Source organism: Saccharothrix texasensis, assembly GCF_003752005.1.
GTDB lineage: Bacteria > Actinomycetota > Actinomycetes > Mycobacteriales > Pseudonocardiaceae > Actinosynnema > Actinosynnema texasense.
Genome location: NZ_RJKM01000001.1, coordinates 5,651,320 through 5,672,087, shown reverse-complemented (window position 1 = coordinate 5,672,087; position 20,768 = coordinate 5,651,320). Strand labels below are relative to the sequence as shown.

Here is a 20,768-nt window from a genome sequence, read left to right as displayed (position 1 = left end):
GATGCGCCGACCAGCCATCGCGCTCCTGGCCTTCCTGCCGGCCACCGCAGCGCTGTCCGCACCGGCCGCCGCCGCGACCGGCCTGACCGCCACCTTCGGCAGAACCGGCGCCACCGGCACGTTCGTCGTCGCCAACCCGACGACCGCCGCCGTCTCCGGCTGGTCGATCAAGTTCGACTGCCCGCCGGCGTCACCGTCAGCGGCGCGCAGCACGCCACCACCACCCAGACCGGCACGCGGGTGACGCTGACGCCCGCGTTCTACATCGGCACGATCCAGGCGGGCCGGACCACCGACCCGTACAGCCCGACGTTCACCCTCAGCCAGGCCGTCGACCCGACGGCGTGCGCGGTCAACGGCGCGAACTGCGACGGCAGCGGCCCACCGCCGCCACCTCCCGCACCGACCACGGCCGAGTTCAGCCTCACCGGCTCGACCGGCAAGTTCGTGGTCGCCAACAACACCGACGCCGTGCTCGCCGACTGGTCCGTCACCTTCACCCTGCCCGCCGGCGTCACGGCGAGCGGCGCGCAGCACGCCACGATCAGCCAGACCGGCAACGCCGTCACGCTCAACCCGGTGCACTACAACCGCAGCGTGGGCGCACGCCGCTCCACCGAGCCCTACAGCCCGACGTTCACCCTCAGCTCGGCCGCCGAACCCGTCACCTGCCGGGTCGACAACGCCAACTGCGACGGCACGCCCGACACGCCGCCCACCCCGCCGGCCGCCCTGCACTCGCCGGTGAGGACCACCAAGACCGTGTCCCTGGCGTGGACCGCCTCCGCTCCCGGCTCGCTGCCGATCGCGGGCTACGAGGTCTACAACGGCTCCGCCCTCGCCACCGCGGTCACCTCGACCAGCGCCACCGTCGTCGGCCTCGTGCCGAACACCGCCTACAGCTTCACGGTGAAGGCCAAGGACACCAAGGGCACGTTGTCCGCGGCGTCCGACGTCCTGGCGGTGACCACCAACAACCCGGCCGACGACACCCAGCCGCCGACCGCGCCGACGAACCTCCGCGGCACCGCGAAGGACGCCGGCAGCATCACGGTGAGCTGGGACGCGGCCACCGACAACCGGGGCGTGGCCAACTACGACGTCTACCAGGGCGGCACCGTGAAGGCGACCGTCACCGGCACGACGGCACGCGTCGACGGCCTCTCACCGTCCACCGCCTACACGTTCACCGTCCGCGCCCGGGACCTGTACGACAACGTGTCGGGCCCGGGCAACGCCGTCACCGTGACCACGTCGGACCTCGTCGACGGGTACGCGCGGGTCGGCTACTTCGTGCAGTGGGGCATCTACGGCCGCCAGTTCTTCGTGAAGAACCTGGACACCAGCGGCACGGCGGCCAGGCTGACGCACCTGAACTACGCGTTCGGCAACATCGACCCGGTCAACCTGACCTGCCTGCACGGCGTCACCAAGGGCACCTCGCCCGACCCGCAGGACCCGAACCAGGGCGACGGCGCGGGTGACGCGGAAGCCGACTACAGCAGGCCGTTCGGCGCGGCGCAGTCCGTGGACGGCGTCGGCGACACCGGCTGGGAGCCGCTGCGCGGCAACTACAACCAGCTGCGCAAGCTCAAGGCCAAGCACCCGCACCTGAAGGTGCTGATCTCGCTGGGCGGGTGGACCTACTCGAAGTACTTCTCCGACGTCGCCGCCACCGACGCGGCGCGCAAGAAGTTCGTCAGGTCCTGCCTGGACGTCTACCTCAGGGGCAACCTGCCCGTCCACAACGCGGCCGGCGGGCCGGGCACGGCGGCGGGCGTCTTCGACGGCATCGACCTCGACTGGGAGTGGCCGGGCGCGGAGGGCCACGCCGGCAACCACATCGGCCCGGACGACAAGCGGAACAACACGCTGCGGATCGAGGAGTTCCGCCGGCAGCTCGACGAGCTGGGCGCGCGGACGGGCAGGAGGTACGACCTGACCGCCTTCACCCCGGCCGACCCGGCGAAGATCGAGGCCGGGTGGGACCTGCCGCAGGTGGCGAAGTCCCTGGACGTCTTCAACGTGCAGGGCTACGACTTCCACGGCGCGGGCAGCGACGACTCGTGGGAGCCGAACCGCACCGGCCACCAGGGCAACCTGCGCGCCGACGCGGACGACCCGTACCCGTTCCACTTCAGCGTGGAGAACGCGGTGAACGCCTACACCTCGGTCGGCGTGCACCCGCGCAAGATCACCATCGGGCTGGCGTTCTACGGCCGCGGCTGGCAGGGCGTCCAGGCCGGCGCGAAGAACGGCGAGTGGCAGTCGGCGACCGGGGCGGCGCCCGGTCAGTTCGCCGAGGAGGCGGGCACGCGCGGGTACTCGAACCTGCTCGCGAGCGTGCCGGGCTGCGCGGTCCACCACGACGAGGCCGCCGTGGCCACGTCCTGCTTCACCGGCAACGGCGGGCAGTGGTGGACCTTCGACGACGTGTGGGCGATCCAGAAGAAGACCGCGTGGCTCAAGCAGCGCGGCCTGCTCGGCGCGATGATCTGGGAGATGTCCGGCGACACCGCCTCCGGCACCCTGATCAACGCCGTGGACGCCGGCCTGAGGTAGGGCCGCCACTCCGCGAGGTCGCGTCGGTCGTTCGCTCCCTCATTTCCCGGCGATCACGCTCTTCGATCGCCGGGAAATGAGTCGCGAACGACCGACTCCCGGGCGACCTCGCCGCCGCCTGCGGAGCAGCGGCCATCGGACTCAGTACTCCGACTCGTACAGGTCGGCCAGCCGGGCGTGCAGGTCGGCGGCGTCCGGCAGCGCCTTGCCGTCCAGCGTGTGCACGCGGGTGATCTTGCGGACGCTCGACACCAGGAACACGCCGTCGGCCGCGTACAGCTCCGCCACGTCGACCGGCCGCACCTCGACCGCCCAGCCCTCGCGCTCGGCGGCCCGGAACAGCGCGGCCTGCGTGGTGCCGGGCAGGATGCCCAGCTCGGCGGGCGGCGTGGTCAGGGTCCGGCCGCGGGCCATGACCAGCGTGGACGTCGGCCCTTCCAGCACCGAGCCGGACGACGTGGTGAACACGACCTCGGCCGCGCCACGCCGTTCCGCCTCGCGGATCGCCGCCATGTTCACCGCGTACGACAGCGACTTGGCGCCCAGCAGCAGCCACGGGGCGCGGTCCATCAGGCCCGGCTCGATGCCCCGGTCGAGGGTGACCGCGGCGATGCCCTCGGCCCGCTGCGCCATCACCTTCGGCGAGATGTCCATGCCGAGCGCGAAGCCGGTCGGCGTGCCGTCGCCGCCCTCGACACCCCGCGTGTAGACGAGCTTGAGCGCGACCTCCGCGCCGCCCGTCCAGTTGGTCAGCACGAGGTCGACGGCGCGTTCGAACGCCGCGCGGTCCGGCTCGGGCAGGTCCAGCATCGCCGCCGAGCGGGCCAGCCGGTCCAGGTGCGGAGCCAGTTCCCGCGGTGTGCCGCCGACGACGAGGATGGTCTCGAAGACACCGTCGCCGCGCATCAGCCCGAAGTCGTCGACCCGGATCAGCGGGGCGTCGGGGTCGGCCAGCGTTCCGTCCAGTAGTGCGAGCACGCGCATACGGTGAGACTACTCACGGCCTACCATCGGGTTCGTGGACACCGCCGGCGCTCCGAAAGCCCTGCGCAAGACGCTGCACGAACGCGGCATGCGGATGACACCCCAGCGCCAGCTCGTGCTCGACGCCGTGCGCGAGCTGGGGCACGCCACACCCGAGCAGATCTGCCAGCGCGTCCAGGTCACCGCGCCCACGGTCAACATCACCACGGTCTACCGCACGCTCGACCTGCTCGACCGGCTCGGCCTGGTCCGGCACACCCACCTCGGGCACGGCGCGCCCAGCTACTCGGTCGACGCGCACGAGCACGTGCACCTGGTGTGCCACCGGTGCGGCCGGGTGGACGAGGTGCCGTGCGACCTGCTCTCCCCCCTGGGGGGAACACTGCGGGACGGGTACGGGTTCGAACTTGATGCGAGCCACCTCGCGCTGTCCGGCACCTGCCACGAGTGCCTGAGCGCACCGAAGGAGTCCGAGTGAACTCACCGCTGTTGACCGCCCCCGGCGCCGTCGCGCCCTTCGAGGGCGCGCCCGACCAGGGCGTGCCGTGGCACTTCGGCGACCCGTTCGCCGAACAGCGCTCGGCGGCGCGGTCGGTCGCGGTGTTCGACCGGTCGAACCGGGCCGTGCTCGCGGTGCCCGGCGACGACCGGCTGACCTGGCTGCACTCGCTGACCAGCCAGCACTTCACCGCGCTCGGCGAGGACGAGGGCACCGAGGCGCTGATCCTGGACGTGCAGGGCCGGGTCGAGCACCACGCCGCGGTGGCGAACGTCGGCGGCGTCGTCTACCTCGACACGGAGGCGTCGCGGGCGGCCGAGCTGCTGGCGTACCTGACCAAGATGGTCTTCTGGTCGAAGGTGGAGCCGCGCGACGCGACGGCCGAGCTGGCGGTGCTGACCGTCGTCGGCCCGGAGGTCGCCGGCTTGTTCGGCGAGCTGGACCTGCCGCTGCCCGCCGGGCCGCACGGCGTCACCGCCCTGCCGAACGGCTTCGCCCGCCGCACCACGTGGCCGGGCCGGGACGCGGTCGACCTGGTCGTCCCGCGCGGCGAGATCGCCGACTGGTGGGCCCGGCTCACCGCGGCGGGCGCGCGCCCGGCGGGCAGCTGGGCGTTCGAGGCGCTGCGGGTCGAGTCCCTGCACGCCCGGCTCGGCGTGGACACCGACGAGAAGACCATCCCGCACGAGGTGAACTGGATCGGCGAGGCCGTGCACCTCGACAAGGGCTGCTACCGGGGCCAGGAGACGGTCTCGAAGGTGCACAACGTCGGCCGGCCGCCGCGCCGGATGCTGCTGCTGCACCTGGACGGGTCCCGCGAGGTGCAGCCGGAGACCGGTGACCCGGTGCTGGTCGAGGACCGCGTGGTCGGCCGCGTCGGCAGCGTGGCCCTGCACCACGAGCTGGGCACGATCGTGCTGGCGCTGGTCAAGCGGTCGGTCTCGCCCGAGACCGAGCTGCTGGTCGGCGCGGAGGACCGGCGCGTGCAGGCGAGCGTCGACCCCGACTCGGTGCCGCCGGACACCCCCGGCCTCGGCCGCGAGGCGGCCCGCAACCTGGGCCGCTGATCATCCGGACCGGAAAACCGGCGACCTCGCCTGCCTGCGGTTCCCGGTCCGGAGGGCACCGCTGACGCGCTAGCCCGAACGGGTTCTGTGCCAGGATCACGACATGTCCCGACCCGGATCCCACGGCACGCTGCTCACGGTCGCGCCCACCGGCGCCGAGCACGCGAAGGCCGACGTGCCCCAGCTGCCGGTCACGCTGGAGGAACTGGTCGCCGCCGCACGGGCGTGCGAGCAGGTCGGCGCCACGATGGTGCACGTGCACCTGCGCGGCGCGGACACGAGGCCGACGCTGGACCTCGGGCTGCTCAAGGACGCGGTCGCCGCGCTGCGCGAGCAGACGGGCCTGATCGTGCAGCTGTCCACGGGCGGCGCGGTGACGGACCCGGAGGCCGACCGGCTCAAGGTGCTCGACGCCCTGCCCGACTCGGCGTCCTGCACCATGGGCACGGTGAACTTCGGCGACGACGTGTTCCTGAACCGCTGGGAGTTCGTGGTCGCGTTGCACAAGGGGATGCAGGAGCGGGGCATCGCCCCCGAGTACGAGATCTTCGACATCGGCCAGCTGGCGTCGCTGCGGCGGCTGCTGGACCAGCACGGGCTGCCCGCGGGCGGCAAGGTGCACGTCGACCTGGTGATGGGCGTGCCGGGCGGCATGCCGGGCGACGCGGAGACGCTGGTGGCGGCCTTGCGGCTGCTGCCGGAGGGCGCGTCGTTCTCGGCGACGGGCATCGGGCGGACCACCCTGCCGGTGATGCTGACGGCGTTGGCCGCCGGCGGTCACCTGCGGGTGGGCATGGAGGACACCGTTTCGTACGCCAAGGGCCAACCGGTCCGGGACAACGCGCAGCTGGTCGCCCGCGCGGCGGGGCTGGCGAAGATCGCCCAACGACCGCCGCTGTCGTCCGCGGACGCCCGTGCGCTGCTGGGCGTGCGCAGTCCGGTACAGGTTTGAGACAACTTTGGAAGCAGGTTTGTGTTGGCGGGTGGACACGAACTACCTCAGGATGAGTACGTGATCGAGGTGCGTCCTGGCGGGCGCCGCCGTATCGACCGGGTGCTCGCCCCCGACTACACCGAGGGGGTCGAGCGGCTCCCGCTCGCCGAGGTGCGCGCGCTGCGCGACGAGGCGGCGCAGGAGGAGACGGACCTGTCGTACCTGCGGCGGCTGCTGCACGCGCGGATCGACATCGTGCGGGCCGAGCAGGAGCGCCGGACGTCCGGCGGTTCGGCGGTGGTGGACCAGCTGGCGACCATCCTCGCGTCGAACGCGGTCGGGCCCGCCACGGGCCTCGGGCGCTACCAGACGCAGGAGCCGTCGCGGGCGGAGGCGCACCGGCGGCACGTCGAGGCCCTGGTCTCCGACGTCGACCTGTCGGACGTGAGCGCGCTCACGGACGACAAGCTGATCCTGGCGCTGCGGGTGTTCATCGGCGAAGAGGCCTCGGTCTCCTCCCGGCGGCGCGAGGTGCAGGCCGTGGTCGACTTCCTCAACGCCGAGATCGCCGGGCGGTACCAGAGCGGCAGCGCCTCGGTGGACGAGCTGCTGGCCGCCGAGCGGGGGTGGCCCGCCAACCCGGGCCGCACCAAGGAGTAGCCCACACTCTGGGAAGGTACTCCCGCCATCTGAACGGGCCGCTTACCGTGGCCGGTTGATGGCACAACAACGGTCCGCCTCGCCCGGTTACCGGTGGGTGGTGCTCGCGGTCGGCGCGGTCGCCCAGGGCACGAACGCCGCCGTGTTCCTGGGCCTGCCGGCGATCACCCCGCAGCTGCGCGCCCACTTCGGGCTGTCGTTGCCGCAGGTCGGGATGCTGCTCGGCGCGGTCAACCTGGGCACCATGCTCACCCTCGTGCCGTGGGGCGCGGCGGCCGACCGGCGCGGCGAGCGGCTCGTCATGGCCATCGGCGGCTTCGGCGCGGCCGGGTGCCTGGCGCTCGCCGCGGTCGACGGGCCGGTGGTGGCCGGGTTGGCGCTGGTCGGGGTGGGCCTGTTCGGCGCGAGCGTGAACGCGGCCAGCGGCCGGGCGGTGCTCACCTGGTTCCCCGCGCGGCGGCGCGGGCTCGCCATGGGCATCCGGCAGACCGCCACCCCGCTGGGCGCGGCCCTGGCCGCCGCCGTGCTGCCGGTGGTGGCGCTGCGGGCCGGCGTGCCGGTGGCGTTCCTGGCGCTGGCGGGCTTCACCGCGTTCGTCGCGGTCGCGGTGGCGCTGTGGGTCCGGGAGCCGCCGTGGGCGGTGCGGGCGGGCGGTGGGCGGCACGGGGTCGTGCTCAAGGACCCGGCCCTGATCCGGCTCAGCGCGGCGAGCGGCCTGCTCGTCGTGCCCCAGTTCACCGCCGCCGCACTCATGGTCGAGCTGCTGCACGACCACCGGGGCGTGGCCGTGGGCCTGGCCGCGGGGCTGTTCGCCGCCGCCCAGGTCAGCGGCGGGATCGGCCGGCTGGTCGTCGGCGTGTGGTCGGACCGCGCCGCCACCCGGGTCCGGCCGCTGAAGGCGCTGAGCGTGCTGATCGCGATCGGGTTCGCGCTCTGCGCGGCCCTGGACCGGGCGCCCGTCTGGGCGCTGGTCTGCGCCCTCGTGCCCACCGCCGCCCTGGCCCTGTGCTGGAACGGCGTCGCGATCACCGCGGCGGGCGAGCTGGCGCCTCCCGGCCGGACCGGGATCGCGCTCGGCATGCAGAACACCGCCAACTACCTGAGCGCCACCGTCACACCCCCGCTGGCCGGGTTGGTCGCGGTCGGCATCGGCTGGCCCGCCGCCCTGCTCGTGGCCGCGGCGGCGGCCGTGGGGGCCCGCGTGCTGCTAGCCGTGCCGTTCGCGGCGCGCGAGCTCGCCCCAGAACTCCCGTAGCCGCTCGTAGCGGAGGGCGACCTCCTCGGTGTCACCGGTCTCCAGGGCGTCCACGATCGCGTTCACGTCGGTCGCGGAGCTGTCCTCGAGCAGGTCCTGGTCGTCGATGAGCTGCACCAGCCCGCCGTAGTCCAGCTCGACGGCCGAGTCCGGCGCGAAGTGGTCGAGCCAGCGGCCGGTGTCCTGGAGCACCTTGGCCGGGCCCGCCTCGCCCAGCGCGCCGGTCACCACCCGGTGCGCCCGGGCCACCCGCGCGCGGGCGTCCGCCATGGACACCCGCCACGAGACCTGGCGCTCCGGGTCGGACCTCGGGGCCAGCACGATCCGCCGCGCCTCCGGCTCGACCAGCGCGAACCAGGGCAGCGGCACCGTCCAGGTGGTCGAGATGACGTGCACGGCGCCGGCGGTCAGCTCGGCCATCACCGCGGACGCCCGGGACCGGACGTCCTCCGGCTCGGCCGCCACGGCTTGCTCCAGCAACGGGCCGGTGGCCGTGGCCAGGAAGCCGACCAGGGCGGCGGCCGACCTGGCGCGCAGGTCGAGGGGGCAGACCAGGGGACCGGGGCCGACCTCCCCCGGCACCTCGGCGGGGCTGATGGTCATCACGTCGAACGGCGCGTCGGGCGCGACGCGGCCGTCCGACCGCTCACCGGGCAGGAGGCGGCGCGGCCGGGCCAGCTGTGATCGCAACCACAGCTCCCGTTCGCGCGCGCCGACGTCCGCCCGGCTCAAGACCCCGTCTTCCAGGGCTTTTCGCACCTGATCCGCCAACGGTGCGTCAAGAGCCGACAGCGGTTCGTACACCCTGAGGTAGGCGACGAACGGTTGAGGCACCCGCGCATCCTCCCACGGTGAGATTTGGCGGCACGTGTCACGCCTACCGCGTCGCGGGGAACCCCTTCGACACGGTACGGTAGTTACCAGGAACTAGTTGTCGAGACGAGTGGGGCCGCCGTTCCCCCGGCCGCCCCCGTCCCTGTGCGAGGGGGTCGAGCCATGGGGCGCGGCCGAGCTAAGGCCAAGCAGACCAAGGTGGCGCGGGAGCTCAAATACAGCTCTCACAACATCGACGTCGACGCCTTGCAACGCGAGCTGTCCGGCGGCGAGTCCGCAGGTGTTCGCCGAAGCGAAGAACGCTTCGACGACCCGTCGGACGACGAATACGACGACTACCGTCGCTGACACACACAACACCCGCTGCTGAGGTTGGGCTGCCGGTTATCCAGACCGGCAGCCCGACCTTTGCAGCGGGTCCAACTACGCCCTGGCGTACTGCCTCGGCGGGCTGACCTGCACCCCCAGCTGCTGCGCCGCGTGGCGCGGCCAGTACGGGTCGCGCAGGAACTCCCGGCCGAGCAGCACCAGGTCGGCCGAGCCATCGGCGAGGACCTGCTCGGCCTGCCGGGCGTCGGTGATCATGCCGACGGCCCCGGTGGGCACGTCGGCCTTCCGCCGCACGGTCTCGGCGAACGGCACCTGGTAGCCGGGGCCGGTCGGGATGTCCGCCGTGGGCGTGTTGCCCCCGGTGGACACGTCGATCACGTCGGCGCCCAGGGCCGCGAGGTCGCGTGCCAGCACGACGCTGTCCTCCGCGGTCCAGCCGCCCTCGACCCAGTCGGTGGCGGAGATGCGCACGAACACCGGCACGTCCTCGCCGACGGCTTCCCGGACGGCGGCCGTGACCTCGCGCACCAGCCGGGTCCGGTTCTCCGGGGAACCGCCGTAGGCGTCCGTGCGGTGGTTGCTGAGCGGCGACAGGAACTCGTGCAGGAGGTAGCCGTGCGCGGCGTGCACCTCGACCACCCGGAAGCCGGCCGCCAGCGCGCGCTTCGCCGCGGCGGCGAAGTCCGCGACCACCCCCGCGATGCCCTGGTCGTCCAGTTCGACCGGGGTCCGGTAGGTCTCGTGGAACGGCGCCGGGCTCGGCGCGACGGGCGTCCAGCCGCCGTCGGCGTCGGCGACGCCACCCCGGCGCGGAGCGAACGGCGCGTAGGTCGACGCCTTGCGGCCCGCGTGGGCGAGCTGCACGCCGGCGACCGCGCCGTTCGCGTGGATGAAGTCCACGATCGGCCGCCACGACGTGATGTGCGCGTCGTCCCACAGCCCGGTGTCCTCGGGCGAGATGCGGCCGACTGCCTGCACGGCGGTCGCCTCGGTGAGCACCAGGCCCGCGCCGCCGACCGCGCGCGAGCCGAGGTGCACGAGGTGCCACTCGTCCGGGTGACCGTCCCGCGCCGAGTACTGGCACATGGGACTGACCGCGATGCGGTTGGGCAGCGTGACGCTGCGGAGGGTCAGCGGGCTGAACAGCTGGCTCACGGGTGGCTCCTGGAGACGTTCCGGTATGACAACGGCCCTGCGGCGCGTCACCAGGTCCAAGTCCACCGGATCGGCCCCTTGTTCCCCGGTGTGGCACCCGTCCCACCTCACGGGAGCTGCGCAATTCCATTCGAATCGGTATTGCGCGTGCATTCGCACGTGATCTTCAATGGGAGGTCGGCGGGCAGAACGCCGAACATGAGGACACCAGTTACGCCCATTCGGGTGTACTGTCCGCATCACGTTCGGGGAGACCATCACTTGCCGCCCGACGCGGGTCGGCCCATTGGAAGTTCCCGCCGGTCACGACAGTAACAGGATCCACATGCTGCCCATGCCGACCACGATGACACAGGATCCAGGGTGGCCCAGCAACAGCCTCCTGGGTCGCCTCCGAGACAACACCCGACAAGAGCTGTTGAACATCGGCACGGTCGTGCGGTACACGGCCGACCGCGAAGTCATCGAGCAGGACGCGAAGGACACTCACGTCCTTCTGCTGCTCGACGGCGTGGTCAAGGTGCAGACCACCGACGAGACGGGCGACACCGCGCTGCTCGCGATCCGGGTCGCGGGCGACCTGGTCGGCGAGATGGCCGCGCTGGACCAGAAACCGCGCTCGGCCACCGTCGTCACGTGCGGCGACGTGGTCGCGAAGCTGATCACCAGCGGTGAGCTGATGGGCTTCCTGCACCGGCGCAACGACGTGTTCGTCGAATTGATCGGGATGATCAACGACCGGCTCCGCTGGGCGAACCAGCGCCGGCGCGATTTCCTGTCCCACCCGGCCGCCGAACGGGTGGCCCGGGTGCTGGCCGAATTGGTGCAGACCTACGGGCGCGAAGAGGCGCACGGGTGGACGTTGGGAATTCCGCTGACGAAGGTGGAACTCGCCTCGATCGCCGGGATGAAGCCCAGAACGGCCGAGAAGGCGTTCTCCGATCTGCGAAAAGCGGGGGTGGTGGTGAGTCACCTGAGGCGTGACGTGCTGGTGCCGGATCTGGCGGGGTTGAGGAAATTCGCGGGCTTCTGACGCGAGACCGCATTTCTGCGGTAATCCCGCCGATGCAGTAGTCCACAGTGACTCTGCGCAGTCGTGCGTCCGCAGTGCGTCAGCACCCGTCGAAAGGCAGGGCCCATGAGCTTCCAGCGCAGTCTGCTGGTGTGTTGTGACCTGAGGAGCTACGGGTCGGCCGACGACCTGCTCCAGCGCGAGCTCCAGGAGCTGCTGGTGCGCAGCCTGGACCGCGCCGGGGAGGCCGCCGGCCTCGACCGCTCGACGTGGCGGCGGCAGGCCAAGGGCGACGAGGAGTGGGCCGTGCTGCCCGCCACGGCGTCGGAGGGCGACGTCGTGGACCGGTACGTGCGCGCGCTGGACGCCGAGCTGGCCGCGACCAACCGCTACCGGGTGCCGGAGGCCAGGCTGCGGATGCGGATGGCGATCCACTTCGGCACCACCGTCGAGGGCGCCAACGGCTACCCCGGGCAGGACGCCGTGCTGGTCAGCAGGCTGCTCAACAGCGAGCCGGCGCACGCGGCGCTGGAGCAGTCGCCGGGCTCCGACCTCGTCGTGGTGCTCTCGGACACCCTGTTCACGTCGCTGGTCGCGGCCCGGTACACCTCGCTGCGGCCCGAGGACTTCCGGCGCGTGGACGTGCGGGTGAAGACCTTCCGCGGGCACGGGTGGATGTGGCTGCCCAGCGGTGACGTGCACTCGCTGGTCCTGGACGGCGAACCGGACGCCGCGCCGGGTGCCGAGCCGGGTGCCGCGGCCGGCCCGGTCTCGCCCGTCGTCGACTCGCCTTCGTCGGTGAACCAGCACGCGGTGGCCTCCGGTGGGGCGACGGTGGTCCAGGCGGCCCGCGACGCGCACGTGACGAACCAGAAGGCCGACGTGATCCAGCACTTCGACCGCAACGACCAGCGGGGCTCGCACTTCGGCCCGACCTACCGCAGGGACACCGACGAGAGGGCGTGAGGTGCGCGAGCAACCGCTGAGACTCCTCGCCGGCGCGGCCGCGGGCGCGCTGGCGACGGTGGCGGACACCGAGCAGTGGCCCGACCTGCGGACACGGGTGGCCACCGCCCTCGCGCCCGACCTGGTCGAGCTGGTCAGCGCCCGGATGGACGAGGCGCGCAGCCGGCTCGTCGCCGTGCCGAGGGCGCGGCTGGAGCTGGCGCGGGCGGAGTTCACCACCGAGTGGCGCGGTTCGATCCACACCATGCTCTGGGAACGCCCGGAGGCCGCCGGCCCGCTGCGCGCGGTGCTGCACGACGTGAGCCCCGCCCTGCCGCGGGTGGTCGGGGACTTCGCGGCGGGCGCCACCGCGCCGCGGTGAGCGGGGACTCCAGCGGCGCCGCCGGCGGCGCGGCGGTGACCAACGACGTCAGCGGCGCCGTGTCCGGGACCGGATCTTCGAGGAGCTCGGCGACCGGCGGTGGCAGGCCGTGGTGCTCAATCACCTGGGCAACCTGGCGCTGCGGACCGGGGACCTGGCCGGGGCACGTCGACTGTCGGTCCGGGCGTTGGCCGCCTTCCGCGCGGCGGGTGACGGGCTCGGCACGGCGGAGGCACTGGCGAACCACGGATCGTGCACGAACGCGTGCAGATGGTGGAGAAGGACTGGACCGAGGCGCGGGACGCGTTCCGCGGGTTCGGCGACCGGGAGTCCGCCGGCCACGTCGAACGGTGGCTCGCGGAACTCGACGGTCAGAGATAGCGGATCTGCTTCGCCTTCCCGCCGGCCACGTCGTCGTGGGCCGCGGTGATTTCCGGGCGGTGCGCCACTTCCGGCACGCCGACCTCCCACCACGCGCCCGCTTCGGTCCACGCGGACGGGTGAGTGCGGATCACGACCACGGCCGGGCGGTGTCCGGTCCTCGCGACTTCCCGCGCTTCGCGGTAGGCGGCGCGGAGGCCGTCGAGGTCGTCCACCGGGAACGTCGCGCACCCCATCGAAGCGGCATGCGCGGCGAAATCGGTGCGCGGGGGTCGCGCGTGCCGTGTCGTCACGTCGTCGTAGAGGTTGTTGAAACCCGTGCCGCCCTGTCCGGTCTGAAGGCGGTGGATCACGGCGTAGCCGTCGTTGTCGCACACCACGGCCACGAAACCGTGCCCGGCGAACGCCGCCGAGAACAGCTCGGAGTTGAGCATCAGGTAGGAGCCGTCGCCCAGCAGCGCGGTCACCACGCCGTCCGGCCGGGCGATCGCCGCGCCCCACGCGCCGGCCAGCTCGTAGCCCATGCAGGAGAAGCCGTACTCGACGTCCATCGTCGCCTCGCCGACCGCGCGCCAGCCGCCGATCAGCTCGCCGGGCAGCCCGCCGGACGCCGTCAGCACGTAGTCCTCCGGCGTCGACTCCTCGTTCACCACGCCGACGACCTGCGCGTACGTCGGCGTGCCGCCGGGGGCGCGCAGACCGTCGACGTGCGCGTCCCACCTGCCCCGCTCCTCGGCCGCGCGGGCGGCCCACGTCGGGTCGGCCCGCCAGTCGCCCAGGTCGTCGGTCAACTCGCGCAGGCCCTCGTCGGCGTCGGCGACCAGGGACAGCGCGCCGTGCTTCACCGCGTCGAACCGGGCCGTGTTGAGGGAGACGATCCGGACGCCCGGCGCGAAGACCGTCCACGACGCGGTGGTGAAGTCCTGCAGGCGGGTGCCGACGGCGAGGACCACGTCGGCCTCGGCGGCCAGGGCGTTGGCGGAGGCGGAGCCGGTGATGCCGAGCGGTCCGGCGTGCAGGGGGTGCTCGTGCGGGACCTCGGTGCGGCCGGCCGTCGTCTCGACGACGGGGATCGCGTGCTGCTCGGCGAAGCGGATCGCCCGGCCGGCGGCGCGGGAGTAGCGGACGCCCCCGCCGACGACGAGCAGCGGCCTGCGCGCGGCGCGGAGGGTGGCGGCGGCTTCGGCGAGGGCCCGGGTGTCGGGGCGCGGGCGCTGCGGGCGGTGCAGGACCGGCGTGAACAGGGCGTCCGGGAAGTCGAACGACTCGGCCTGCACGTCCTGCGGGAGGGCCAGCACGACCGGGCCGCAGTCGGCCGGGTCGGTGAGCACGCGCGCCACCTGCGGGAGGGTGTTGAGCAGCTGCTCGGGCCGGGTGACGCGGTCGAAGTAGCGGCTCACCGCGCGGAACGCGTCGTTGACCGTGGTGGTCGGGTCGCCGAAGTGCTCCACCTGCTGGAGCACCGGGTCGGGCGCGCGGCTGGTGAACGTGTCGCCGGGCAGCAGGAGCAGGGGCAGGCGGTTGGCGTGGGCGACGCCGGCGGCGGTGACCATGTTCAGCGCGCCCGGACCGATGGAGGACGTGGCGACGCCGACCTGGCGGCGGTGGGTGGCCTTGGCGATGCCGACGGCGGCCAGTGCCATGCCCTGCTCGTTGTGGCCGCGCCAGACGGGCAGGTCGGGACGGGCTTCTTCGAGGGCGTTGCCGAGGGCGAGGACGTTGCCGTGGCCGAAGATCGCGAAGACGCCGGGGAACAGCGGCGCCCGGCGGCCGTCGGGCAGTTCGGTGTGCTGGGCGGTGAGCCAGCGGACCAGGGCCTGTGCGGTGGTGAGCCTCATTCCACCCGTCCTTCGGCGGTCGTGCCCTCGGTGGTGGTGTCCCGGGCGGTCGTGCCCTCGGCGGTCGTCACGGGGCAGCGGGGGTCGGGGTCCTGGCTCGCCCAGGTGTCCCGGACCCAGGTGTGCGCGGGGTCGTCGCAGAACGCCATGGAGCGCTCGGCGTTCGGGCCTGCCAGGACGTTCAGGTAGTACATGGGGTAGCCGGGGGCGGCGACGCAGGGGCCGTGGTAGCCGCGCGGGACGAGGAAGACGTCGCCGTCGCGGACGACCACGTCCTCGTCGATGTCGCCGTCGTCGGTGTAGGTGCGGTGGAAGCCGAACCCCTCACGCGATGGGGTGACCTTGTCGCGGCCGGCGATGCGGAAGTAGTAGATCTCCTCGTTGACGACGTCGCAGGTGTGGTCGTGCTTGTGCGGCGGGTAGGAGGACCAGTTGCCGTCAGGGGTGATCAACTCGCAGGCGATGAGCTTGTCGGCGTGGTCCCAGGCCCCGGGCACGCCGAAGTCGGTGACCTGGCGGGTGGCGTTGCCCGCGCCCCTGACCTCGACGGGCACGTCCTCGGCCGGGCCGTACCTCGGGACGAGCCTGCGGTCGCACCGGGCCATCGGCAAGGCGACCTCGACACCGTCCTTCGTGGACAGTCGGACGGCGGCGTCCCGCGGCAGGTAGGCGAAGTCCGTGACGCGGGTGAAGACCGAGTCCCGGCCCCGCAGCTCGAACCGCTCGCCGTCGACCTCGACCACGCAGCCACCGGAGAGCGGGAGCACGAACGCCTCGTAGTCACCGGTCTCGAACGTGGTCACCCCACCGGCGGGCAGCGACAACACGCGCAACCCTGCGTGATTCCACCCGGCGGCGTCGGGGGTGAGCTCGACCGCGTTCCCCCCGCGCGCCAACGTGCCCAATGGCCGATGCAGGCTCATCCCGCCACACCCTTCTCCGCGCCGTCCGCCGTTCCGGCCTCTCCGGGCCCTGGTCCCGCCGCCGCGTCCGCTCCCGTTCGTGCGGCTTCCCGTGCCGTGCGCAACACCCTCGCCGCCGCCTCGACCGCCGCCGCCACGTCACCGTCCGGCGGGTAGAGCAGGGCGCGGCCGACCACCAGCCCTCGCACGGTCGGGTGACGCAGCGACCGACCCCATGACGCCAAGTCATCACTCAACCGGGTGGACGGCACCCCACCGAGCACGAGCGCGGGCAACGTCGTCGCCCCCAACACCTCATCGGGTGACGGTGGCAGCTTCAACCAGGTGAACGCCGACGTCACCCCCAACCCGGCCGCGACACTCCCGGCCCGCGCCAACGCGGCGGCGTCCCTCTGCAACACCAACTCCCCCGCCGCGTCGCGCGCGTACGGCAGCGGCTCGACCAGCGCCATCAACCCGCGCTCCGCCAACGCCGACACGGCCGCCGCGCAGCTCTCCAGCGTCGCCACGGTGCCGGGATCGGAGTCCACCAGCCGCAGCAACATCTTCCCGCCGTCCAACCCGTTGCCCGCGATCGCCGTGGGGTCGTAGGCCGTGAACCGGTCGTCGATCTCCCAATCCGCGCCGGCCAGCCCGCCGCGGTTCATGGAGCCGATGACGACCTTGCCGTGCAGGCCGTCCAGCAGCAGCAGCTCTTCGATCACGTCCGGTGTGCCGAGCACCCCGTCGACCGCCGGGTTCGCCAGTGCGGTGAGCAGGCGGTCCAGCAGGGATCGGCGGTCGGCCATGGCCAACGGGTCCCCGCCGACGCCGAGCGCGCCCCGGGCCGGGTGATCGGCCGCCACCAGGAACAAGGTGCCCTGGTCGGACAGCAACTGCGTCCGCCGGCGGCGGGCCTGGTAGGCGCGGCGGATGGCGGCCGGGTCGGTCGCCCTGGTGTCCAGCAGCGCTGTCCACTGCTCATCGGCGATCACCCGCCACCTCCCGCCGGGGTCGGTGGGCGCGCCGCAGCCGGCGGGTCGTCGGGGTCGGTGCGGTCGGGTGGGAGGCGGTTGGGGTGGGTGGTGTGGTGGGTGAGGGGTGGGAGGGGTGGTTGTCGGGTGCTCGGTCTTCGTTTAACCGAGGGGCGGTAACGGTGTTTCCGTACATTTTCGGGCCAGGTTCATCCGATCGTGTCGCTGGGTCGGCGGTAGGCGATTGATCTTGGCACGGAGGGCCGGCCGGCGCCTGGCGAAGTGTTCTCACAGGTGGGCCTCGATCTCCGCCTCGGTCGGCATGGCGTCGGCGCACGCCAGGCGGCCCGCGACGAGAGCGCCGGCGACGTTGGCGTAGCGGGCGATCCGGTCCGGTGGCCAGCCCGACAGGAGGCCGTGGACCAGGGCTCCGCCGAACGCGTCGCCCGCGCCCAAGCCGCAGACCACGTCCACGGGATGCGGTGCGACCGTCCAGGACTCGGTGGGGGTCGCGAGGAGGACGCCCGACCCGCCCAGCTTCACGACGGCCAGCTGGACGCCGCGCGACAGGAGGCGGGTGGCGGCTTCTTCGGGGTCCGCGGTGCCCACCGCGATCTCGACCTCGGTCCGGTTGCCGACGGCGACCGTCACGTGGTCCAGCATCCAGTCGATCTCACGGCGGGCGGTCGGGGCGTCGGGCCAGAACGCGGGGCGGTAGTCGAGGTCCAGGACGGTGTGGGGGCGGCGGGAGCGGTGGCGCAGGATCTCGCGCTGGGTTTCGCGGGCGGGTGAGGCGGAGACGCCCGTTCCCGTCAGCCAGAGCAGCGGGACGTCGGCCACCAGGTCCCACGGCACGTCGTCCGGGGTGAGGGAGAGGTCCGGGGCGAGAGGCGCGCGGTAGAACAGCAGTGGCGGGTCCTCCGGTGGGTCCAGGGCGCAGAAGACGACCGGGGTCTGCAGGTCGGGGGCGGTGCCGACGTGCGACGACGAGACGCCGAAGGACTCCAGCGCCGAACGCACGTAAGGGCCGAAGCCGTCCGGGCCCACCTTCGTCAGCACCGCCGACGACCGGCCCAGGCGCGCCGCCGCCACCGCGACGTTCGTGGCCGTCCCGCCGAGCGACTTGGCGAACGTCCGCACCTGCGCCAGCGGCACGCCGCTCTGCTCCGGGTAGAGGTCCACCCCGACCCGGCCCACCGTCAGCACCTCGACCGTCATCCGGTGACCCCGCGCAGCTCGTGGGCCAGCGCCTCCAGCTCCGCGCCGCCCGCCATCTGCCTGGTCAGCTCTTCCAGGCCGATCTGCGACTTCTCGTACGTCCCCAGCGCACGTCCCCGCTTGAGCAGCAGGAACCGGTCGCCGACGGGGTAGGCGTGGTGCGGGTTGTGGGTGATCAGCACGACCCCGAGCCCGCGGTCGCGCGCCTGGGCCACGTACTTCAGCACCACGCCGGCCTGCTTCACGCCGAGCGCGGCGGTCGGCTCGTCCAGGATCAGGACCTTCGCCCCGAAGTGCACGGCCCGCGCGATGGCGACGCACTGCCGCTCGCCGCCGGACAGCGTGCCGACCGGCTGCTCGACGTCCCGCAGGTCGATGCCCATGCCGGCCAACGCCGTCCGCGTCACGTCCCGGGCCCGCCGCCGGTCGAGGAGGCCGAACCGGGTCCTCGGTTCCGAGCCGAGGAAGAAGTTGCGCCACACGCTCATCAGCGGCACCACGGCCAGGTCCTGGTAGACGGTGGCGATGCCGTGGTCGAGGGCTTCGCGCGGCGACGAGAAGCTCGCCGGGGAGCCGTCGACCAGGAGTTCGCCGGCGTCGTGGCGGTGCACGCCCGCCAGTACCTTGATCAACGTCGACTTGCCCGCGCCGTTGTCGCCCAGCACGCACGTGACCTCGCCGGCGTTGACGACGGTCGAGACGTCGCGCAGCGCGATGACGCTGCCGTAGGTCTTGCCGATGTCGCGGGCTTCCAGCAGTGGGGATGTCATCGCCGCACCCTCTCCGCCCGGCGCCGCAGGGCGTTGTTGACGAGCACGGCGGCCAGCAGCATCACGCCGAGGAACAGCTGGAACCAGTCCGAGTTCCAGTTCGCGTAGACGATCCCCTGCCGGGCCATGCCGAAGATCAGCGCGCCGATCGCCGCGCCGACGGCCGAGCCGAACCCGCCGGTCAGCAGGCACCCGCCGATCACCGCGGCGATGATGAACTGGAACTCCAGCCCGATGCCCTGGTTGGCCTGCACGCTGGTGAACCGCAGGATGTTGATCGACCCGACCAGCCACGCCGCGCCGGCCGTGGTCATGAACAGCAGCACCTTGGTGCGCACCACGGGCACGCCGACCGCCCGGGAGGACAGCGGCGAGCCGCCGACGGCGAAGATCCAGTTGCCGAACCGGGTCCGCAGCAGCACGACCGCGGCGATCGTCGTGCACAGGACCCACCACGCGATGGACACGTAGAAGCCGGTGCCGCCCAGGGTGACCGTGGACGCGAACAGGAACCCGGCCGACGGGTAGCCCTCCGCGGAGCGCATGCCGGACACCTGCACCGACCCCGTGACCAGGCGGGTGACGCCGAGGTTCAGTCCCTGCAGGGCCAGGAACGTCCCCAGCGTCACGATGAAGCTGGGCAACCCGGTGCGCATCACCAGCCACCCGTTCAGCGCGCCGACGGCCAGCGCGAACGCCAGCGACGCGAGCAGGGCGAGCCACACGTTCCAGCCGAGCCGGGTGGCCAGGACCGCCGTGACCAACGCGGTGGACGCGGTCATCACGCCGGCCGACAGGTCGAACTCGCCGCCGATCATGAGCAGCGCCACCGCGACCGCCATGATGCCGAGCGTGGACGCGTCGTCCAGCCAGGTCGCCACGCCGCCGACGCTGAGGAACCGCTCGGTCGCGACCGAGAAGAACGCGAAGACCAGCACGGCGCCGAGCAGCGAGCCGATCTCGGGTCGCAGCACCAGCCGGTCGAGCAGCCGGGCGGAGCCGACCCGCTCGTCCGTCGGCGCGGCCAGGGGCGCTGAAGTCACCGGCGTCCTCCTCAGCGGGTGCCGCGCTGGGCGTACTCGGCGACCTTGTCCACGTTGGACCGGTCGACGAAGCCGGGTCCGGTGAGGACCGGTTTGCCGCCGCCGACGGTGTTGGCGTTGTCGCGGTAGAGCTTGAGCATCACGACGGGCAGGTAGCCCTGCTCGTACTGCTGCTGGTCGACGGCGAAGAGGACGTCGCCGGCCTTGATCGCGGCGGTGACGTCGGCGTTGAGGTCGAACGTGGCCACCGCCGCCTTCGAGGAGGCGCCCTTGACCGCGTTCACCGACGACACCGCGACCTGCGGGTTGAGCGCGAGGACGCCGTCGACGGACGGGTCGGTCTGCAGCGCGCCCTTGATCCGGGACTCCACGTCGGTGGGGTTGTTGATGTCGACCTGGAGGTTGGTGACCGTGCCGCCGAACCCGGCGCGCGCGCCGTCGCAGCGCTCGTTGAGGCCGACGTTGCCCGCTTCGTGGATCACGCACAGCAGCTTGGTCTTGCCCGCCTCTTCGAGCTTGCGCCCGGCCTGCTCGCCGGCGACGCTCTCCTCCTGGCCGACGTGCGCGAGCGCGCCGAACGCCGCGCTCTTGTCGGAGCCGGAGTTGATGGTGATGACCGGGATGCCCGCCTTGACCGCGTTCTCGATCGAGGTCTTCACCGCGTCGGGGTTGGCCATCGAGACCACGATGCCGCCGACGCCCTGCGACACCGCGTTGTCGATCAGGGTGGACTGCCGGCCGGGGTCGCCGTCGGAGTTGTAGTCGACCGTGACGCCGAGCTGCTCGCCCGCGGCGGTGGCGCCGTTCTTCACCACGTTCCAGAACGCGTCGCCGGCCGTGCCGTGGGTGACGACGGCGACGCGCAGGTCGCCGGTCGGGGCCGGGGCGGCCGGGGCGCCGGTGGTCGTGGCGGTGTTCTCCGCGGCGGGGCCGCTGCACGCGGCCAGCAGCGCGAGGCCGGTCAGGGCCAGGCCCGCTCGCAGGGCCGTTCGAGTGGACGTCACTGTCTCTCCTCGCTGGGGT

At 72.7% G+C, this 20,768-nt stretch carries 22 protein-coding genes; 12 read left to right on the top strand and 10 right to left on the bottom strand.

Annotation, left to right across the window (positions count from 1 at the left end; genetic code table 11):
• Position 1 precedes the first annotated feature (1 nt).
• Together EDD40_RS24825 and EDD40_RS24820 are read left to right on the top strand one after the other, a co-directional pair.
• A complete protein-coding gene (locus tag EDD40_RS24825; RefSeq protein ID WP_123745073.1) occupies positions 2-244 on the top strand; it encodes a hypothetical protein in 243 nt (80 codons plus the stop codon).
• A complete protein-coding gene (locus EDD40_RS24820) occupies positions 241-2,562 on the top strand; it encodes a glycosyl hydrolase family 18 protein (protein ID WP_246037802.1) in 2,322 nt (773 codons plus the stop codon). Before EDD40_RS24825 ends, EDD40_RS24820 begins: the two co-directional genes overlap by 4 nt.
• A gap of 141 nt (positions 2,563-2,703) precedes the next feature.
• Here EDD40_RS24820 and EDD40_RS24815 read toward each other — a convergent pair whose 3' ends face one another.
• Positions 2,704-3,546 carry an aminodeoxychorismate lyase gene (locus EDD40_RS24815; protein ID WP_123745072.1) on the bottom strand — a complete coding sequence of 281 codons (843 nt, stop codon included), beginning with the start codon at positions 3,544-3,546 and terminating at the stop codon, positions 2,704-2,706.
• Positions 3,547-3,580: 34 nt separating this feature from the next.
• Here EDD40_RS24815 and EDD40_RS24810 point away from each other — a divergent pair, with 34 nt between their 5' ends.
• The 5 genes from EDD40_RS24810 to EDD40_RS24790 all read left to right on the top strand — a co-directional run bounded on the left by EDD40_RS24810 (position 3,581) and on the right by EDD40_RS24790 (position 7,961).
• Positions 3,581-4,024 carry a Fur family transcriptional regulator gene (locus EDD40_RS24810; RefSeq protein WP_246037801.1) on the top strand — a complete coding sequence of 148 codons (444 nt, stop codon included), beginning with the start codon at positions 3,581-3,583 and terminating at the stop codon, positions 4,022-4,024.
• The gene (gene ygfZ, locus EDD40_RS24805; protein WP_211348236.1) at positions 4,021-5,112 is read left to right on the top strand and encodes a CAF17-like 4Fe-4S cluster assembly/insertion protein YgfZ; all 1,092 of its coding nucleotides are present in this window, start codon (positions 4,021-4,023) and stop codon (positions 5,110-5,112) included. Before EDD40_RS24810 ends, ygfZ begins: the two co-directional genes overlap by 4 nt.
• A 103-nt stretch (positions 5,113-5,215) precedes the next feature.
• On the top strand, positions 5,216-6,064 hold the full coding sequence (locus EDD40_RS24800) for a beta-keto acid cleavage family enzyme (protein ID WP_123745070.1): 849 nt from the start codon (positions 5,216-5,218) through the stop codon (positions 6,062-6,064).
• Positions 6,065-6,124: 60 nt separating this feature from the next.
• Positions 6,125-6,706, top strand: coding sequence for an RsiG family protein (locus tag EDD40_RS24795; protein WP_053714273.1), 582 nt, complete (start codon positions 6,125-6,127; stop codon positions 6,704-6,706).
• Positions 6,707-6,764: 58 nt separating this feature from the next.
• Positions 6,765-7,961, top strand: coding sequence for an MFS transporter (locus tag EDD40_RS24790; RefSeq protein WP_246037800.1), 1,197 nt, complete (start codon positions 6,765-6,767; stop codon positions 7,959-7,961).
• On the opposite strand, the gene EDD40_RS24785 is transcribed toward EDD40_RS24790, so the two are convergent.
• A complete protein-coding gene (locus EDD40_RS24785) occupies positions 7,914-8,795 on the bottom strand; it encodes a DUF8083 family protein (RefSeq protein WP_123745068.1) in 882 nt (293 codons plus the stop codon). The genes EDD40_RS24790 and EDD40_RS24785 overlap by 48 nt on opposite strands.
• A 162-nt stretch (positions 8,796-8,957) precedes the next feature.
• On the opposite strand from EDD40_RS24785, the gene EDD40_RS24780 reads away from it, so the two are divergent.
• On the top strand, positions 8,958-9,143 hold the full coding sequence (locus EDD40_RS24780; RefSeq protein WP_123745067.1) for a DUF3073 domain-containing protein: 186 nt from the start codon (positions 8,958-8,960) through the stop codon (positions 9,141-9,143).
• Positions 9,144-9,218: 75 nt separating this feature from the next.
• On the opposite strand, the gene EDD40_RS24775 is transcribed toward EDD40_RS24780, so the two are convergent.
• Positions 9,219-10,280, bottom strand: a complete 1,062-nt coding sequence (locus tag EDD40_RS24775; RefSeq protein WP_123745066.1) for an NADH:flavin oxidoreductase/NADH oxidase — start codon at positions 10,278-10,280, stop codon at positions 9,219-9,221.
• A 286-nt stretch (positions 10,281-10,566) separates the two neighbouring features.
• On the opposite strand from EDD40_RS24775, the gene EDD40_RS24770 reads away from it, so the two are divergent.
• The 4 genes from EDD40_RS24770 (at position 10,567) to EDD40_RS44455 (ending at position 13,000) form a co-directional block, all read left to right on the top strand.
• Complete coding sequence (locus EDD40_RS24770) at positions 10,567-11,313, top strand: Crp/Fnr family transcriptional regulator (RefSeq protein WP_236594564.1); 747 nt, start codon at positions 10,567-10,569, stop codon at positions 11,311-11,313.
• 105 nt (positions 11,314-11,418) lie between these two features.
• Entirely contained in the window at positions 11,419-12,258 is an 840-nt protein-coding gene (locus EDD40_RS24765) for a hypothetical protein (RefSeq protein WP_123745064.1), read from the top strand.
• A 1-nt stretch (position 12,259) separates the two neighbouring features.
• On the top strand, positions 12,260-12,619 hold the full coding sequence (locus EDD40_RS24760) for a hypothetical protein (protein WP_123745063.1): 360 nt from the start codon (positions 12,260-12,262) through the stop codon (positions 12,617-12,619).
• Between the two features lie 252 nt (positions 12,620-12,871).
• Positions 12,872-13,000, top strand: a complete 129-nt coding sequence (locus tag EDD40_RS44455; RefSeq protein ID WP_281277810.1) for a hypothetical protein — start codon at positions 12,872-12,874, stop codon at positions 12,998-13,000.
• Here EDD40_RS44455 and iolD read toward each other — a convergent pair.
• The 7 genes from iolD to EDD40_RS24725 form a co-directional block, all read right to left on the bottom strand.
• Positions 12,991-14,838, bottom strand: a complete 1,848-nt coding sequence (iolD, locus tag EDD40_RS24755; protein ID WP_123745062.1) for a 3D-(3,5/4)-trihydroxycyclohexane-1,2-dione acylhydrolase (decyclizing) — start codon at positions 14,836-14,838, stop codon at positions 12,991-12,993. The two genes, EDD40_RS44455 and iolD, sit on opposite strands and share 10 nt — an antisense overlap.
• Complete coding sequence (gene iolB, locus EDD40_RS24750) at positions 14,835-15,761, bottom strand: 5-deoxy-glucuronate isomerase (protein ID WP_123745061.1); 927 nt, start codon at positions 15,759-15,761, stop codon at positions 14,835-14,837. Before iolB ends, iolD begins: the two co-directional genes overlap by 4 nt.
• Positions 15,758-16,735, bottom strand: a complete 978-nt coding sequence (locus EDD40_RS24745; protein WP_246037799.1) for a Cgl0159 family (beta/alpha)8-fold protein — start codon at positions 16,733-16,735, stop codon at positions 15,758-15,760. The genes iolB and EDD40_RS24745 overlap by 4 nt, the downstream gene beginning before the upstream one ends.
• 267 nt (positions 16,736-17,002) lie before the next feature.
• Entirely contained in the window at positions 17,003-17,932 is a 930-nt protein-coding gene (gene iolC, locus EDD40_RS24740) for a 5-dehydro-2-deoxygluconokinase (protein ID WP_123745060.1), read from the bottom strand.
• Positions 17,929-18,702: an ATP-binding cassette domain-containing protein gene (locus EDD40_RS24735; RefSeq protein WP_123745059.1), complete on the bottom strand. Its 774-nt coding sequence runs from the start codon at positions 18,700-18,702 to the stop codon at positions 17,929-17,931. Before EDD40_RS24735 ends, iolC begins: the two co-directional genes overlap by 4 nt.
• The gene (locus tag EDD40_RS24730) at positions 18,699-19,745 is read right to left on the bottom strand and encodes an ABC transporter permease (protein WP_123745058.1); all 1,047 of its coding nucleotides are present in this window, start codon (positions 19,743-19,745) and stop codon (positions 18,699-18,701) included. The genes EDD40_RS24735 and EDD40_RS24730 overlap by 4 nt, the downstream gene beginning before the upstream one ends.
• Before the next feature lie 11 nt (positions 19,746-19,756).
• The gene (locus EDD40_RS24725; protein ID WP_246037798.1) at positions 19,757-20,749 is read right to left on the bottom strand and encodes a sugar ABC transporter substrate-binding protein; all 993 of its coding nucleotides are present in this window, start codon (positions 20,747-20,749) and stop codon (positions 19,757-19,759) included.
• Positions 20,750-20,768 lie beyond the last annotated feature (19 nt).

Excerpts from the sequence above, each read along its gene's own strand:
- EDD40_RS24825 (WP_123745073.1), top strand. The coding sequence starts at position 2 with ATGCGCCGACCAGCCATCGCGCTCCTGGCCTTCCTGCCGGCCACCGCA.
- EDD40_RS24815 (WP_123745072.1), bottom strand. The coding sequence starts at position 3,546 with ATGCGCGTGCTCGCACTACTGGACGGAACGCTGGCCGACCCCGACGCC.
- EDD40_RS24800 (WP_123745070.1), top strand. The coding sequence starts at position 5,216 with ATGTCCCGACCCGGATCCCACGGCACGCTGCTCACGGTCGCGCCCACC.
- EDD40_RS24790 (WP_246037800.1), top strand. The coding sequence starts at position 6,765 with ATGGCACAACAACGGTCCGCCTCGCCCGGTTACCGGTGGGTGGTGCTC.
- EDD40_RS24780 (WP_123745067.1), top strand. The coding sequence starts at position 8,958 with ATGGGGCGCGGCCGAGCTAAGGCCAAGCAGACCAAGGTGGCGCGGGAG.
- EDD40_RS24765 (WP_123745064.1), top strand. The coding sequence starts at position 11,419 with ATGAGCTTCCAGCGCAGTCTGCTGGTGTGTTGTGACCTGAGGAGCTAC.
- iolD (WP_123745062.1), bottom strand. The coding sequence starts at position 14,838 with ATGAGGCTCACCACCGCACAGGCCCTGGTCCGCTGGCTCACCGCCCAG.
- iolB (WP_123745061.1), bottom strand. The coding sequence starts at position 15,761 with ATGAGCCTGCATCGGCCATTGGGCACGTTGGCGCGCGGGGGGAACGCG.
- iolC (WP_123745060.1), bottom strand. The coding sequence starts at position 17,932 with ATGACGGTCGAGGTGCTGACGGTGGGCCGGGTCGGGGTGGACCTCTAC.
- EDD40_RS24735 (WP_123745059.1), bottom strand. The coding sequence starts at position 18,702 with ATGACATCCCCACTGCTGGAAGCCCGCGACATCGGCAAGACCTACGGC.